At 34.4% G+C, this 15,287-nt stretch carries 16 protein-coding genes and 2 pseudogenes; 5 read left to right on the forward strand and 13 right to left on the reverse strand.

Annotated features, from left to right (window positions below; all coding sequences use genetic code 11):
- The 5 genes from ON15_RS02165 to lepB all read left to right on the forward strand — a co-directional run.
- Positions 1–465: MarR family winged helix-turn-helix transcriptional regulator (locus ON15_RS02165; RefSeq protein WP_010579834.1), on the forward strand; the 465-nt coding region annotated here is incomplete at its 5' end.
- A 90-nt stretch (positions 466–555) separates the two neighbouring features.
- On the forward strand, positions 556–1,425 hold the full coding sequence (locus ON15_RS02170; protein ID WP_010579835.1) for a DegV family protein: 870 nt from the start codon (positions 556–558) through the stop codon (positions 1,423–1,425).
- An 81-nt stretch (positions 1,426–1,506) separates the two neighbouring features.
- Positions 1,507–2,352, forward strand: coding sequence for a sugar phosphate isomerase/epimerase family protein (locus tag ON15_RS02175; RefSeq protein ID WP_010579836.1), 846 nt, complete (start codon positions 1,507–1,509; stop codon positions 2,350–2,352).
- 158 nt (positions 2,353–2,510) lie between these two features.
- Positions 2,511–2,930, forward strand: coding sequence for a hypothetical protein (locus ON15_RS02180; RefSeq protein WP_010579837.1), 420 nt, complete (start codon positions 2,511–2,513; stop codon positions 2,928–2,930).
- A 55-nt stretch (positions 2,931–2,985) separates the two neighbouring features.
- Positions 2,986–3,591: a signal peptidase I gene (lepB, locus tag ON15_RS02185; protein WP_010579838.1), complete on the forward strand. Its 606-nt coding sequence runs from the start codon at positions 2,986–2,988 to the stop codon at positions 3,589–3,591.
- 627 nt (positions 3,592–4,218) lie between these two features.
- Here the strand turns inward: lepB and ON15_RS02190 are convergent.
- The 13 genes and pseudogenes from ON15_RS02190 to ON15_RS02245 form a co-directional block, all read right to left on the reverse strand.
- Positions 4,219–4,509 (reverse strand): NUDIX domain-containing protein, encoded by a 291-nt coding sequence (locus ON15_RS02190; RefSeq protein ID WP_010579839.1) that lies wholly within the window; start codon positions 4,507–4,509, stop codon positions 4,219–4,221.
- 34 nt (positions 4,510–4,543) lie between these two features.
- Complete coding sequence (locus tag ON15_RS02195) at positions 4,544–4,744, reverse strand: hypothetical protein (protein WP_010579840.1); 201 nt, start codon at positions 4,742–4,744, stop codon at positions 4,544–4,546.
- A 26-nt stretch (positions 4,745–4,770) separates the two neighbouring features.
- Entirely contained in the window at positions 4,771–5,109 is a 339-nt protein-coding gene (locus tag ON15_RS02200) for an ASCH domain-containing protein (protein ID WP_010579841.1), read from the reverse strand.
- 39 nt (positions 5,110–5,148) lie between these two features.
- Positions 5,149–5,487: pseudogene (locus tag ON15_RS11925) on the reverse strand (hypothetical protein); the annotation flags it as partial.
- A pseudogene (locus tag ON15_RS02205) lies at positions 5,483–5,638 on the reverse strand (response regulator); the annotation flags it as partial. The pseudogenes ON15_RS02205 and ON15_RS11925, both read right to left, overlap by 5 nt.
- Positions 5,631–6,731, reverse strand: coding sequence for a sensor histidine kinase (locus tag ON15_RS02210; RefSeq protein WP_010579844.1), 1,101 nt, complete (start codon positions 6,729–6,731; stop codon positions 5,631–5,633). The pseudogene ON15_RS02205 and the gene ON15_RS02210, both read right to left, overlap by 8 nt.
- Positions 6,724–7,485 (reverse strand): ABC transporter permease, encoded by a 762-nt coding sequence (locus ON15_RS02215; RefSeq protein WP_010579845.1) that lies wholly within the window; start codon positions 7,483–7,485, stop codon positions 6,724–6,726. The genes ON15_RS02210 and ON15_RS02215 overlap by 8 nt, the downstream gene beginning before the upstream one ends.
- Complete coding sequence (locus ON15_RS02220; RefSeq protein ID WP_010579846.1) at positions 7,482–8,372, reverse strand: ABC transporter ATP-binding protein; 891 nt, start codon at positions 8,370–8,372, stop codon at positions 7,482–7,484. The genes ON15_RS02215 and ON15_RS02220 overlap by 4 nt, the downstream gene beginning before the upstream one ends.
- A gap of 310 nt (positions 8,373–8,682) precedes the next feature.
- Complete coding sequence (thiD, locus tag ON15_RS02225; protein ID WP_010579847.1) at positions 8,683–9,492, reverse strand: bifunctional hydroxymethylpyrimidine kinase/phosphomethylpyrimidine kinase; 810 nt, start codon at positions 9,490–9,492, stop codon at positions 8,683–8,685.
- 476 nt (positions 9,493–9,968) lie between these two features.
- Positions 9,969–11,093: a glycosyl hydrolase family 8 gene (locus ON15_RS02230; protein ID WP_010579848.1), complete on the reverse strand. Its 1,125-nt coding sequence runs from the start codon at positions 11,091–11,093 to the stop codon at positions 9,969–9,971.
- 13 nt (positions 11,094–11,106) lie between these two features.
- Complete coding sequence (locus ON15_RS02235) at positions 11,107–12,417, reverse strand: glycosyltransferase family 2 protein (protein ID WP_010579849.1); 1,311 nt, start codon at positions 12,415–12,417, stop codon at positions 11,107–11,109.
- 178 nt (positions 12,418–12,595) lie between these two features.
- Positions 12,596–13,453: a hypothetical protein gene (locus ON15_RS02240; protein WP_010579850.1), complete on the reverse strand. Its 858-nt coding sequence runs from the start codon at positions 13,451–13,453 to the stop codon at positions 12,596–12,598.
- A gap of 488 nt (positions 13,454–13,941) precedes the next feature.
- Positions 13,942–15,287: FAD-binding oxidoreductase (locus tag ON15_RS02245; protein ID WP_010579851.1), on the reverse strand; the 1,346-nt coding region annotated here is incomplete at its 5' end.

Genomic DNA, 15,287 nt, shown 5'->3' on the forward strand with positions numbered 1-15,287 from the left:
TTTTACTTCAGAACGGTTTTCTTGAAATGGGGAGATTCTATGCGTTCATGTTTAGACAGCTTATTAGTTATTCAGAAGCAGTATTCCGAAACTTTAAAAAAAATAGTTCACAAGCATGATCTGACAATTGCTGAATGGCAGTTGCTGATCAAAATAATCAATGGCAATCAAACCCAGGAAAAACTGGCAGCTTTAACACAATTAAATGTATCAACACTGAGCCGGCAATTATCAAGGCTTTCAGCTAAAAGATTTATTGACCATTTAACGGCTGGCAAAAGTCACGGTGGACGCAAGAAAATCAATTATATTAGTACTGAAAAGGGAAAAAGCGCGGTCCAACAGTTGCAAGTGGAGTTAAAGACGTTTGCGGATCAGCTGTTTCGTCATTGGTCAGTTGAAGAACAAGATATGCTACAAATCTTGTTAAATCGTTTATCACATAGTTTAGAACGCTTAGACTGACCAATTGTAAAAATAGCGTTAAGTGGTTTGAATTTTATTTTTATGTTATGCTTATCCAAGTATTAATTTGTAAAAGTGGGTGTAAAATTTATGAAGATTGCTGTTGTCACTGACAGTACGGCATATTTAACTAAGCAACAAGTTGAAGAAAATGACATTAAAGTTATTCCGATTCCGGTAATTATCGATAATCAAGTTTATCAGGAAGGTATCGACATTACTAGTGATGAGTTTTACAAAAAGTTAAAAAATTCTTCATCCTTTCCGAGTACTTCCCAACCTTCAATTGGTGAATTGATTGATTTTTATGAAAAATTAGGTGATGAAGGTTATGAAGCCGTTATTAGTATTCATTTAGCAAGTACTATTTCTGGTTTTGTCCAGACTCTCCAGACAGTCGCTGCTGAAGTCAAAAATACTCGGGTAATTCCTTTTGATTCTCAGATTACAGTTATGGTGATGGGAAATTTGGTTTTAGCAGCTGCTAAAATGGTTAAGCAAGGATTTGATCCAGATATAATTATCAAAAAACTTGAACAATTGCGGGCCACAACTAATGAAGTTTTTATCGTTGATGATTTACAAAACCTGGTTCGTGGCGGACGTCTTTCAAATGCATCAGCTTTTATTGGGAGCGTACTTAAAATTAAGCCATTATTAACTTTTGATCGTCATTCACACAAGATTGTTGCCTTTGAAAAGGTTCGTTCCATGAAAAAAGCTATCAAGAGAGCTGAAGAGTTATTTGAAAACGATCGGCAAACAATCGATTATCCTTTAAGATTGATTGTTATTCATGCCAATGATGAAACAGCTGCTATCCAGTGGCAGACCAAATTAGCTGAAAAGTATCCAGCATATCCGGTTGATATCAGTTATTTTGGACCGGTGATTGGGACTCACCTTGGCGAAAGGGCAATTGCCTTAGCTTGGATGGAAGATATTGATAAATTATTATAATTAATAGGATTACTAAACTGAGGCTTGTTAACGTCTCAGTTTTTATTTGAATTTATTAAATTAATCAAGCAGGTGAGAGAAGTGTCTTTACAAATAAAAAAACCACAACTTGGGTTAAAAAGCGGAACGAGTTTGAGACAACTAAATGATCGTCTACAGTATAAACCTGAAGTCTTTGAATTCTTTACCACAGAAGATGATTTCACCAAGTCTGGTTTGAAACGATTAAAAGAAGCAATTCAGCTAGTCCAAACAGTTGCGACTTCTAAGATTATTTTGCATCATCCAATGCGTTATCAAGGAGAATTTACTGAATTAGTTGCACCACAAGCAATTTTTCCTGAGCTAGTAAAATTTATTGACAAAAGTACAAATGATTTATTACAACTTTCATTTGATTTGAATGTTCAAACTTTAGTTCACGGATCATATTTGCGTCATACCCAAAAAATGATCGACTTATATCCATCCTTAGCAATTGCTAGAGGAAATGTTTTTCAAAAATTAGATTATTTTGCCCAATTAGGTCAACAACATATTATGTTTGAAAATTCAATTTCACCGATTTTTTATTTTGGTGAACAAGCGGAAGAACAAGCAATTATTGACCATCATTACCGATTGGCATTTGATACTAGCCACTGTTTTATAAAATTACAGGGGGATAATGAACGACTGATCAGATCGTTGAAAAATTTGCAGCCTTATATTGTTCACTACCATTTGGTTGATTCAATGGGATTGAAACATGACAGTTTACCGCTTGGACAAGGGCAAATTGATTGGTGGCGTGTTTTACCTAGCTTGAACCCGCAAGCCACCAATATCTATGAAATTAATTTAAGAAACAATGATAATTGTCAAGAACAACTTTTAAGTCATCGATATTTACTTAAGATATATCATCAAGAAAACGATTCTCAATAGTTAATAATTTAATTGCTTTACTGAAGTTTTTTTAAAGTTTAAGCTTAGGTATTACTATTTTACTTTTAGTTAGTATATAATTTCTCTAGTAAATATCTGAGCTTTCGATAATTCAGTTAAACCAACTATGGAAGTTCAACAAAAGGGAGTCGAAGCTAGTGAATCGTTTCTTTAATATTGCCGTTGGAGCAGCAGGATTATTATATGTTTTAAACGACACTTATTTTAGAATGATGGTAAATCTATATGTTCATCAAGGATTTTCTGAAAAACAAGCCGAGCAAATTGCTAATAGTTCAGACATTTTTATCATAATTATTTTCTTAGCGATTGCAATGGTTGCTTTTGGAGTATTTGCGTTAATCAGCAATTTAATTCTCTTTTACCAGCGCCTGTTTTTCCTAAAAGTTTGTCTAAATGTGATAACCATGCTAATGCCATTCGTCTATGTTAAAAATGGTTGGTTTTTGCTATATGAGGGATTATTTTGTGGTATCTTTGTAACTTATCTCCTTAGTCTCAGAAAACTTGATGCCCAAAAAAGTAATTTAACTGAGAAAGTTCAAAAGATTCGTTAAAAAGCGAAATTTTCAAGTTATAATAATAATAAATAATGAAAAATGAGGGATAGAGTTGCAAACTTTTAAAAGTATAATAAGTTGGATAATACCGGTTGTAGTTGGCTTATTGATAGCGTTAGTCGTTAAACAGTTTTTGTTTGGTTTTGTTAAAGTTGATGGAACTTCAATGTATCCTAATCTGCAAAACAATGAACGAGTAATGCTTTTAAAGCCTGCTAAAATTAAGCACAATAGTGTCGTTGTTTTTAACGCTTATGGCATTGATCATAATAATCCAGAAATTCAAAAAAATACAAAATATGTTAAAAGAGTTATTGGTATGCCCGGTGATACGATAGAATATCGTAATGATGGCCAGTTATATATCAATGGCAAGAGAATGCCTCAAAGTTACATTACGAGAAAGCAACGAACCTCAGGAACCTTACATTTAACACCTGAATTAAGTGAGGCTAAAGGTGTTACCTTAGGAACTGGAAAAAGTTTCAAAGTACCTCAAAATGAATACTTTGTTTTGGGCGATAATCGAAAAGATTCAAATGATAGTCGCTATTATGGTTTTGTTCCCAAAAGCAAAATTGATGGTGTCGTTAAGGTCTTTTTCTGGAACTCCAAGGCCAAAGTTATTAATTCGTATCGCTCATCAACAGTTAATTAACCAAATCAGTTTAAGACTAATGTAAGACTAACATAGTAACTGCGAAAAAAATTTCGCAGTTTTAAATTTTTGTTTGTCTACTTTCGATAATATATATTATGTAAACTAGAATAAAAAAGGAATTTGTCAAGAGCAAATTTTAACTTAAACCCCCTCTTATTTTTATACATCATTAGTTTGCGCCAACTGCATCAACTTCATTATTAGTAGCCAGTATCAGTTAAAACATAGCTTAGAATAATTCTTAGCTAGTATTCGTACATACTGATCATTAGAAGTTTGAGATTAAGATAATGAATCAAAGAGGAACAATTTCAACTCTAACAAATAAAAATTTTCAATACGATGACCGTTGCCTTTCTATTTAATAATTATATTCAGGATGATGTTACCATTTTAGTGCTGCTCCATAATTCATAAAAAAGTTTGATTACTCGTTTTCGTTGATACTATTCATCTACATCAATAATTTGATTAATAATTTGCATACCAACTTCTCCTTCAAAATATTAGCAATATTAAGTAAATCTTCATTTGAATTCGTGTGGAGTGTCATTTTCTTTCAAAGCTTGTTGAATAGCATAATATTGATGAATATGAAATACCAGTTTTTTACAATCTTTGATATCAGTCCATTCTTGGTTGTTTAACCGGCAACGTAGATATAAAATACCTTTGAGCACGCCAAAATAGGTAATAATTTTTGATGGAATAGCCAGTTTCTTCTAATATTTCTCTGACCAAAGTTTTTTCAGCTGACTCACCTTTTTCAATACCACCTCCGGGAAGAAAGTATTGCTGTCCATGTGCTCTAATTAAACCTACTTCATTTCGATTTTGGTTTTTAAAAATTACTGCGTAGGCTCCCTGACGAACAAAATAATTCACTCCAGCCTTTTTGCTTCCAAAAACTTCCATATTAACTTTACCTCGTTATATCAAAGTTATTAATTCATATTTGCTGATCAACTGGTTCGATTACAAAAAAATTGCACAGTTGCAGATTGCTGGTAGCTTGATAATAATTGTCTTTTCTTAGTTGAGGAGTAATGATTTCTTGATAATCTTCCGGATCTACCTGCATGTCATAAAAGGAATACGCGGCTGGATAATGCCAGTCATTTGCTACGATGGTTGCGTTTTTTTGCGACAATTGTGCTATTTTCCAGTTCAGACAAGCTAAAAATTTAAGCTGATTTTAATAGCAAGCACACCGTATTTTTCTTCTTGTTCAGGAGAATAGATTGCGTAAGTATCATTCACCATTGTTTCTAAAGAATCATCAGTGGCACTGCCGACCTTTAAACCATAAAATTGTCGGTAAAGTGCACTGAAAGTTTTAAATTTGTATATTTTATCAACTGTAACATTAAGCTTTTCCTGTGTTTTTGCATCTACAAATGTTATAAGTGAACCAACTTCTAAAAGGGAGCGCTTTTCATCATTTAACCTAACCTCGATAGTTTTAATTCCTTGTTTCATTAATAAAAATTGATTATGGTTTAATCCCATCAACAAACGAAGCTCCTCCTTTTGATTAGAATTTAAAAATTCTAATCATTTCTGGTCTCTAAGATAATTAGTTATTTTCTGACGCAATTCATCGTGTACTCGAGGATCATACAAGTATTTAGGATCAGTCCAATGCTCCGGACTGTATAGCCAAACAGGCTTTGTTAATCTTTGGGGATCCTCTGTGGAATATCTTGGGAAAACATGGGCGTGCAGAAAGTTGTCAGTGTTTCCCAAAATTTATTTCATAATTGATCTTTGCAGCACTGCATCCCCTAAGACACTCATATCGCGTAAAAAAGTTGTTCGTTCAGCAAGACTTAAATCATTCAAGGCTGCTACTTTTCGTTTTGGCAATAATACTGAATATCCTAGTAAAAATTGCCACATCGATTTCAAGTTTTTGAAGATCATTCCAAGCAGATGCTCCATTAGTTGCACTACCAACTACATGGAAATCATCTTCTAACTCTAAAAGTTGTGTTAAAGCTGAGTTCAACATATTCTGATCCTCTGCTAAATAAAGATTAATAATCATGTCCATTCACCTTCGCCTGCGTCATTAAAACATGAGTGCCATGTTTATCATGATAAATTTTAAAGCTGCCGTTTCCTTCAAACATTCGGGCTTGCATCCCCTTAATCCCATTTGAATTTTCACGATTAAAGTCACCGCCCTTTCCATCATCAATGACTTCTACTTGATAAAAATCTGCTTGATCACTAAAGATAAGTTGGACCTCATGTGCTTTAGCGTGACGCAAGATATTACTAATAGCTTCAACTATTGCCGCACCGAATCTATCTTGGACAACTGTTGGCCACTCACTAGCTTGTTCTTCTGCTTTTGAAAAAAATAGAATATTAGCAGCAGACAAATTTTTATTCTGATTTAATAATACTTCACTCAATGATTGCTTGTGCAAATTATTAACAATTTTGCGAACCATTTGCAAATTTTGACGACTAGTATTTTCAATATCAGCTAATTCAGCTGCAACTTTTTCAGGCTTTTTGACTAATAATTTTTTTGCAAGTTCAGTTTTAATGGTAATCATTGAAAAACTTTGCCCTAGAGTATCGTGCAGGTCCCGCGCAATTCTTTCACGTTCGCCACGCCGAATAATAGCTTCCAGTCTGCGATTAGTTTGATTTAACTGGCGCTGTTTATACAACGAAAGAGCAAAAGAATACGCAATTATTGGCGAGACTAACGGAAATATCATCCCCATCATATTATTTTGTTGCCACACATTCTGATAAACCATTTGTAAGTGAAAGAAACTGATTGCTATTATTAGATAATAACTAATTGCAAAAATTCGATAGTACTCACGTGGATAGCGTGCCAAGATAAATGAAACCTGCCAAGCAGGAAAAATTATCAAATAAAAATTAAATGAAAAATAGGCAAAGGCAGCTGTTATCAGTAATTCGAATGTAATTGTAATTGCCCGGTATTTGACAACTTCGTTAACTAAAATATATGTTAAAACAAAAAGTCCGACCATTAAAATCCAAAAAATATCCTTAGCCGTTTTTATTGGTAGATATTCCATTAAGGTATAAGGTAAATACATTAGCCAGATATATGAAGCCCAATCGATTTGTTTTATCTTCTTAAGCATTAAAGCTCCATCCCCTGTGATGATAAAGTTTCAGCGTCACAATTACGCCAGCAATTCCAATGATGATCCAAATAGTTATTCCAATAATATTTCCTGTTTTAATTTGATTGCCTAATAAAACGCTACTTAGTAGATCGTTGGCAAAAAATGTCGGCATAACTTGTCCGACCTTTTGAATCCACGTTGGCATGATACTTAACGGCCACCAGAGCCCACTGACAATTGCTAACGGGAAGACAATCAGATTACTAACAACATTCAGTGTTTCTTGTTTTTTTAAATATGAAAGACAAGTTCCGAGTAGTACCATTGGTAATTGACCAATGCCAACAATCAATATACTAAATAATACTTGATATAAATCAAGTTTAACGCTATTCAGTAGCACTGCTAGAGTTTGTAAAATAAGCACGGCAACTAAATTAACGAGAATTATTAGCAAATAAAGTGAACCATAATAATATTTAGCTTTAGCCGGAGCTAACTGTAAATAGCATAAAAAGCCTTCATCACGATCAGCTTTTAATAGCGAGGCAATTCCAAAGATGGCTGATATTATGCCACTATAGATAATCATACTGCCCAGATAAGATAACTTTAACTTTGACAGTTCAGCAGTTGTTCCACTGATCATAATTTTTGTAAACAACAAATAAAATCCAGCTGGCATCAACAATGAAAAAAATAGAAAAGAAAAGTTCCTAATAAGTAGGCGTTTGGCATCAAATTTAAATTGTTCAAAAAATGTCTTCATGCTAATGTCTCCATTCTATTTGTCATTTTCAGGAAAATATTTTCTAAGGATTCTCGTTGAATTGAAACATTGTTAATTTCTTCTAGAAACGGAACTAATGACCGTAAAGTTGCATCGCCATCATCACTAACCAGATCGATCCAATCTTCAAGTTGAGTAGCAGCCACTACTGCAGTGAGTTTTTGAAAGTTTTTAATCGCTAGCTTGGTTTTAAAATGGATAATCGTTCGCTTGTCTTTATTTTGCAATTCTTGGAAAGTTCCTTGAAAAACAAATTTTCCTTTTTGCAAAATAAATAGTCGATCAGCAGTCTGCTGGATTTCTTCTAAATAGTGACTAGTAATCACTATCGTTTTGCCAAGATCTCGTAAGGCTTGAATTCGCTGCCAAAACATTTTTCTTGCTTGGGCATCCATTCCAACAGTTGGTTCATCTAAAAATAACAGCTCTGGATTTCCAATTAATGCTAACGCAAATGTCACTCTTCGCTGCAAGCCACCTGAGAGATTAGTTAAAAGTTGATCTGCTTGTTTCTGCAAATTTAACTCTTGTAATAATTCTGTGACATTTTTTGATCTAAAATATTGGGCGGCTGCCTCATGTAGCATTTCCGTCACAGTTACATTGGCAAGTACAATATCTCCTTGGAGCATTGAACCAATTTTTTGGCGAGCTTTTTTTTGACCCGGTTTACCTTCAAAAACTTTGATTTCCTGATCTGCAGGCAATAAACCCAGCAAAATATTCAAAAGTGTCGTTTTCCCAGCCCCATTTTCACCGATCAGTCCTACAATTTCACCCTGATGGATGGTTAAATTAAGATTCTTTAAAACTCTTTTATTACCATAACTGAAATTCAATTCCTTAACATTAACAATTTCTCTCATTGTCACACCCCCTTTGATCAGCATACTAATCAATTTTCAAAATTCCCAGTCATGATCATAATTAACTTAGCATGATATTTATCATGTATCTGTTGTAAACCAATCTTTTTCAATTAAAAAAAGCTTTGCATCTTATAAAAATGCAAAGCTTATAAATAATTTGGATGAATTTACTGCGCTTCCAAATTAATTAAATAATTAGTTACTTTTTAAGCATCCTGTTTTTGAAGATCATAGTTATACTTAGAGTTAGACCAATACTTCGGACTGGATAAGTTAAACAGGCTAGGGATTCTCTCGGTCATTAAAGCTATAAATTTTCTCCAGCCCAATGGTTGATAGGACCATATTTATGTCCGACAGCAATTTCGTGACCAATTGCCGCATTAACAAAGCTTTTGGCAATTCTGATCGCTGTTTCGATCGGCGTCTGCTTAGCAATTTCGGCCGCAATGCAAGCTGATAGTGAATCCCCGGTCCCATTGATATGGGTAGTCGGATAATATGGTTCACTCAACCAAAAGCTTTTTCCCGATTCTAGCAAAACAAAATCTTTAACGACAGTTTGCTGTTGATCGTAATGGGGTCCTTTTGCTACTACATTCTTCGCTCCTAATTGTTGCAATTGCTCAGCCGCGGCTTTTAAGTCATCCTCAGTCTTAATTTCAATGCCGGTGAGCTTTTGTGATTCATAAAAGTTAGGTGTGATCACGGTAGCCAATGGAATCAGTTCTTCACGCAGCGTCTCAAAAGCATTTTCTGCCAAAAGTTGATTTCCATGCTTGGTCATAATTACCGGATCAACGACTAATGGGCCAAAATCAAATTTTTGATAATCTTTAACGACTTCTTTGATCAGCGCAGAATCTGCCAACATTCCAGTCTTAACAGCTTGGACTTGAAAATCAGCTGCAATATCGGAAAATTCTTGTCGGATAAAGTCCAGCGGTAAGAAAACACTGGCATGGATTCCGTAAGAGTTACCAGCAACACAAGCTGTCATTACCGAAATTCCGTAAACCTTTCGGGTGAAAAAGGTATGCAAGTCCGCCTGCATCCCCGCACTACCATCACTATCAGACCCTGCAATCGTCATAGCCTGTGGATATTGATTTAGCATTTGATCACTTTCTTTTTTAATTTATTATTTTTAGTTTTAAGTATACCATAATTTCCTCGGTGGTTTGCTGCTTTCCTCAAAGCCAAGATTAAAATCTTTTAGTAAAATTAATTATTCGAATTGGCAGAGTAATTCCAGCTTGCACTGAAATGATGGCTTTAGCAATTATATTAGGCAACACTCAGCTGCTCCCGCCGACTTTAACTGATCAACCTCTTTTTCCATGGCAGACCAAAAGCTAAGGAAACTACCAAAGAAAATCGCTAAACTGCTACAAACCCCCACTCCAGTCATAGCTAATAAATGGTCGCAATCAGCAACCACATTTTTTTAATTAGCTTTAACTTGAAAATTGATTTTTATAACAGGAGCCCAAGCTGTTTAGTTTTATAAAAGCCAACTTTGAAATCGTAACTTGATTCGCCGTCATTAACATTCAGTAGAAGTTTTTTTAGAAATCATCAATTAGCCTTAACTTATCTAAAATTTGGATTAAACAAAGTTAGGACAATCAGTGCCGATTGGTAATAATTATTTGGCATTAGCTTTTGCATAAAGATATATTTTTCTTGTTGAATTAATTTATTATATTTTGAATTATTTAAAGCTGCATAAAAAATTGGCGCTCCAAAACTAGCTGATTGATAGTCATTTAGTTTTTGACCATTCAAGCGATAGCCACCACTAATAAATTTTTTTTGCATAAAAAATTTCATCATTTTATTTAAGATTCTCTGGCTTTGTGAATCTGAGCTTTGGGCAAGATTATATGGCAAGCGACAAGCATTATAATAATATACACCATCATATTTTGAGCTAACAGTTTTTGGCGCAACAGCAACCGCTCCCTTTGAATTGATCCAAGCAAAATCAGGAAGCAAACCAGTCTTATGCTGTTGACTAAGAGATAACAACTCAGCTAGCATTCGATACTTGATTTTTAACCAGATACGATTGCCGGTCAAATGATAAAAAGCTGTGAATTGTTTAGGCAAGACATCTGATGTGCGTAATAAATTTTGGGCTCTTTTATTAGATGTCGCCCAATTGCCGACTGTTAGCAAACCACTTTTTGGATTATAATCATATTTCAAAATATCCTGAAGAATCAATTTTGCTTGCTGCCGATAAGAAACTGCATTTTGTGGCCACGCTTTAGCAGCTTGAATTAATGAATAAGCTAAATAAAGATCGCCATCAGTTGCATTATTTTTAAATTTCTTTAGCCGCTTTTTTTCTAGAGAAATAATTTGCTTCCATGACATTAGATGGGTTCCGCCATATCGATTAGCTAAATAATAATTATCAAGTTGCTGAAACTGTTTTTTTGCTTGGACGGAATGAATTTTTTCTAGTCCTTCATTGGCAGCAATCAGCATCCCATAGCCCTGACTTTCTGAAAGAACGGTTAATTGGTGGTGATTTTTCTTTGAAACAACAAAACTCTTCTTTAGATCCGTCCTAATAAATTTTCGATTCCACTGTTTAAGCAGTGAAGTTTTGATAGTTTGCGAACTTTCTTTACGAACAAACAGTAAAACTCCACTTAAAAATGTTAAAATGATGACAAAAATAATTATAAATAACGTATTTTTACGCATAACGTATCCTCGTTTAATTATTAAATCTTTTAGTCTTAACCCAATTGTTTCCCTGACGATGAAATAGTTTATCAATTGTCACCGAAGTAACTGCTGCAACAGAAACCGCTATAAAAAGCTGGGTGTAGGTAAAATATGATGCTAACGCCAACCAAATCTGTTCACTTGTCATTTGTCCAAACTGTGTAGCCATCGCAAGACTGATCTGTAATAAGTAAAGTAAGATCATAATCATCCAGTTAAATAATAAAAGCTGGGCAATGTATATATTACTGTCAGAAAATGTGAATGGGAGCACAATACCAGGTATAAAAGTACTAATCAGTAGAAAAACTACATTTGCCAAAAAAATAAAGTCTGATAAGATGATTGCGGCATTAAACCAGAAAAAAGTACAAACATAGTAAAAGGTTTCTAATTTAACACGCCAATTACTAAGATCAAAAAGGTGCTTAAAATTACTGATTACAACCTCATAATTACCTTTAGCCCATCGTTTTCGCTGATAATAGTATGACTTTAACGATTCAGGTTCTTGTTGAAATGCTTCTGAATTATAAGCTAAGGCAATCAATTTCCCACTTTGCATAATTTTAAACGAAATATCAGTGTCTTCAGTTAGTGCTCCGTTTTGCCAGCCGCCAATTTTTTCAACGAATTGCCGATTAATAATAAAATTGGTTCCCGGGATCCGGCCAATTTTGAATAAATTCCATAAGCCAACATGCTGAATTCTTTGCGTTACCACAATTTCCTGATTAATATACTTCGTCAAAAAGTTTTGTCTAGCATTGCGCGTTTTATTTCGTCCAAAAGCTGCTATCTGTCTAGCTGGATCTTCTAAAACTTTAGCAACTAAAAAGTAGAGGGCATTTTTTTCGGGAATCGCATCAGCATCATAAATACCAAGGTATTCACCATGAGCAAGTTTTAAAGCATCATTTAATACTCCTGCTTTCCCACCAGTCCCTTGGCGCCTGATCAGTTGAATTTTTCTTGTCTGATACTCTGGCAGATTTTTGACCTGCTGCATAATTTGATAAGTATCATCTTGACAATTATCTGCAAACAATAATAACTCGATTTTATCAGCTGGATAATTTAAATTTAAAATTGCTCTAACAGTCTGAGAAATAACAATTTCTTCATTATGCGCCGGAACAACGATCGTAATTAATGGATATCGCTTTAATTTTTTGACAATCGTCGCTTCCTGGCTCTTCTTCAACCAAAAAAGGGTTGCTGATGAAATTACGATCAATTCCATGATTAAAGATAGCCAAATTGAAACTAAGGTGACAATCATTAAGATCTGACTAATCATTTTTTCACCTTCCCAAAATTTTTATTGACACGAAAAAGAATAATTAGGTAACAAATAAATAAAATTAAAGTGATCACCACAAAGATTTCAGTGATGATCAAAGCAATTGTGAAAAAAGTACTTGTTAAATCCATTGCATTCTCTCCAATCTCCTAAAATCAAAAATATAATAATTCACTTATTGGTATTCTTTAATAATATCAGCTTCTAATTGTCGTTTTAAATTTCGTTCAACTTTATCAAAATTTGCAAATTGCTGCTTGTTTTTATTGCTAATATATTCAAAAGCAAATTTATATTGCAATGTATGTTTAATATTGGCATCATTGAATTGAATTTCGGCTAATTGCTTTTTAGTTAGTTGAGTTAGCTTGTCACACGTCAACTTGTCAAAAATTGGCGAAATAATCAAAAAATTCCCATCATCTAAGTAATAAATATTTTCACTAGGCATCCGAATCTTCTTTAAACAGTCCGCAATTTGTTTCAAGGTATTTATATATGCCTGGCTATTGATTTGCCGATACTGTTCACTGTGAGCCCAGTTAATACAAGTTATGCTAAAAGCTAACTGATTACTTTTTATTCGTTCAAAAGCTTGCCAATAGTGGCGATAATTATTGACAGCATTTTCACGATTTTTAAGTTTAGTGACAGAGCTGACATGCTCAATATAATTGATTACATTATTTCTGTCTGATAATGCCGAAAAGCGAACGCCAATCAAATATTTAAGATTTAGCGTTAAAAGGCCATAAACTGGAAAAACAAAAATCAAAATAATCCTTTCAATAATCGGTAAATAAATTATCCCAATCATCATTGTGGAAGCACCAATTACAATTGAAAAAAGTATGCACCACGTCAGTAAAATATTGGGTAAAATAAAACCACCAACGACCCCTAGCATCATCAAACAGGCCATTGGCAAAAAGTCATTAATCAGTGTTTTCTGTGAAAAAGCAAATAAGGCAATTGTCAATAACATCATAGTTGAAATTAAAATTTCAATATTTAAATAATGAATTTTTTTCATTGAAAATACTCCTCAAACGCTTAGATTAAAATCATAACCAAAAATCAAATATCATAACTGATTTATAACTATAATAGCATTAAAAGACACAAAAAAAATTAAATTATAAGTTTTTTTTGAATTTTCAAATTAAGTATCAATTTATTAAATAAAAAAACCACTGACATTTCTGCCAGCAGCCTTGATTTTTTAAACTAATTTAACTATCAATACCTATTTTTAATTCTGACATAGAAAACTTAATTGAATACTGGGAAAAGATCTGATCTCCCCCTTCCATTATCTATTTGATTACTATTAAACTTATATATTTAGTAGATAAATGGATCACTTCCTTTCGCACTCATACCTTAAACGACTGGGAAATGAATTCAATTTTTTCCATCACCTCTTTCAAGGGAAGTACCTTTAAACGCTTTAATCTTAACATCAATCGGCTTTGATAGCTATTTTTTTGCTATTAGTTTCAGTAAAAAAACCTCATTAACTTAGTTGATTTTTCGTTTTGGATTTAAAATATTCATTGGATCAAATAAAGTTTTGATTTGATGCTGCAAAACATCGACATCTTCACCTAACTCTTCATTGTTCCACTGGTTTTTGGACATTCCAACTGCATGTTCACCAGAGATTGTTCCGCCTAAGTCCAAAGCTTTATGGAATAAACGACGAGTTGCTTCGATAACATTTGCCGGTGCTTGCGGCTGATCGTTCCAGAGCAAAGTTGGATGGAGGTTGCCATCACCAGCATGACCGGCTGTATAGATATTAACCTGCAGTTCATCACCAACTTGAACAATATAATCGGCCATCTCAGCCAACTTAGATGATGGGACTGCCATATCTTCCATAATGTAATATTTACCATTTGCAAAAACTGCTGGCAGCATATCTCGGCGCAGCTGAATCAACTTTTCACCCTGAGCTGGGTCATCAGTGATTTGGATTTTCCAAGCTCCCTGCTCTTGCAAAATTTTTTGTGATATTTGCAATTGAGTTTCACCGGCATCATCGAACATAAAAATCAGCATCGAGGAACTAGCAGATTTAGCATAGTGAGTTTGCTTGTATTGATCAAGAGCCTGAACAGTCTTACCATCAAGCCCCTCCAACATTGATGGATAAAGGCCCGAAATTCGTAAAGCATGGACACCTTCAGCTAATTTTGCCATATTATCGAAAAAGGCAACCCCATAGATTTTTTTGCCAATCGGAATTGGAAATAAACGAAGCGTAATTTCGGTAATGATACCTAAAGTTCCTTCCGAGCCAACAAATAACTGGGTCAGGTTATAGCCAAAAGCTTGTTTAGTCGTTCGACCGCCGACTTTAATTTCCTTACCATTGGCCAACATAACTTTCAAACCAAGAACTGAATCTTTAGTTGCCCCATATTTGACGCCACTCAGTCCACCAGCATTAGTGGAAACATTGCCACCAATTGAAGAAATCGGCTTTGAAGCTGGATCTGGTGCATAAAACAAGCCGTGTTGACGAGCAGCTTGATCTAAATCCTGATTTATGACCCCAGGTTCAACAACAGCCAATAAATCATCTTCATTAACTTCCACAATTTTATTCATACGAGCAAGTGATAAAATAATTCCGCCATTGAGCCCATCTGCGCCGATCACCGTACTGGTATCAGCTGTTTGCGGAACAATGGGCAAATGAAACTTGATGGCAGTTTTTAAAACGCCGCGAATATCATCTTTATCCCCGACCGCAACGTAAGCCAAGATTCGACCATCGATCGTCGACTCGGCTTTACCATTAGCAGCATGTTTAGCTGCAATTTCATCATCTAAATGAATTTCGGCATGTGGTGCCCGGT

Source organism: Liquorilactobacillus vini DSM 20605 (genome assembly GCF_000255495.1).
In the GTDB taxonomy this organism is placed as follows: domain Bacteria; phylum Bacillota; class Bacilli; order Lactobacillales; family Lactobacillaceae; genus Liquorilactobacillus; species Liquorilactobacillus vini.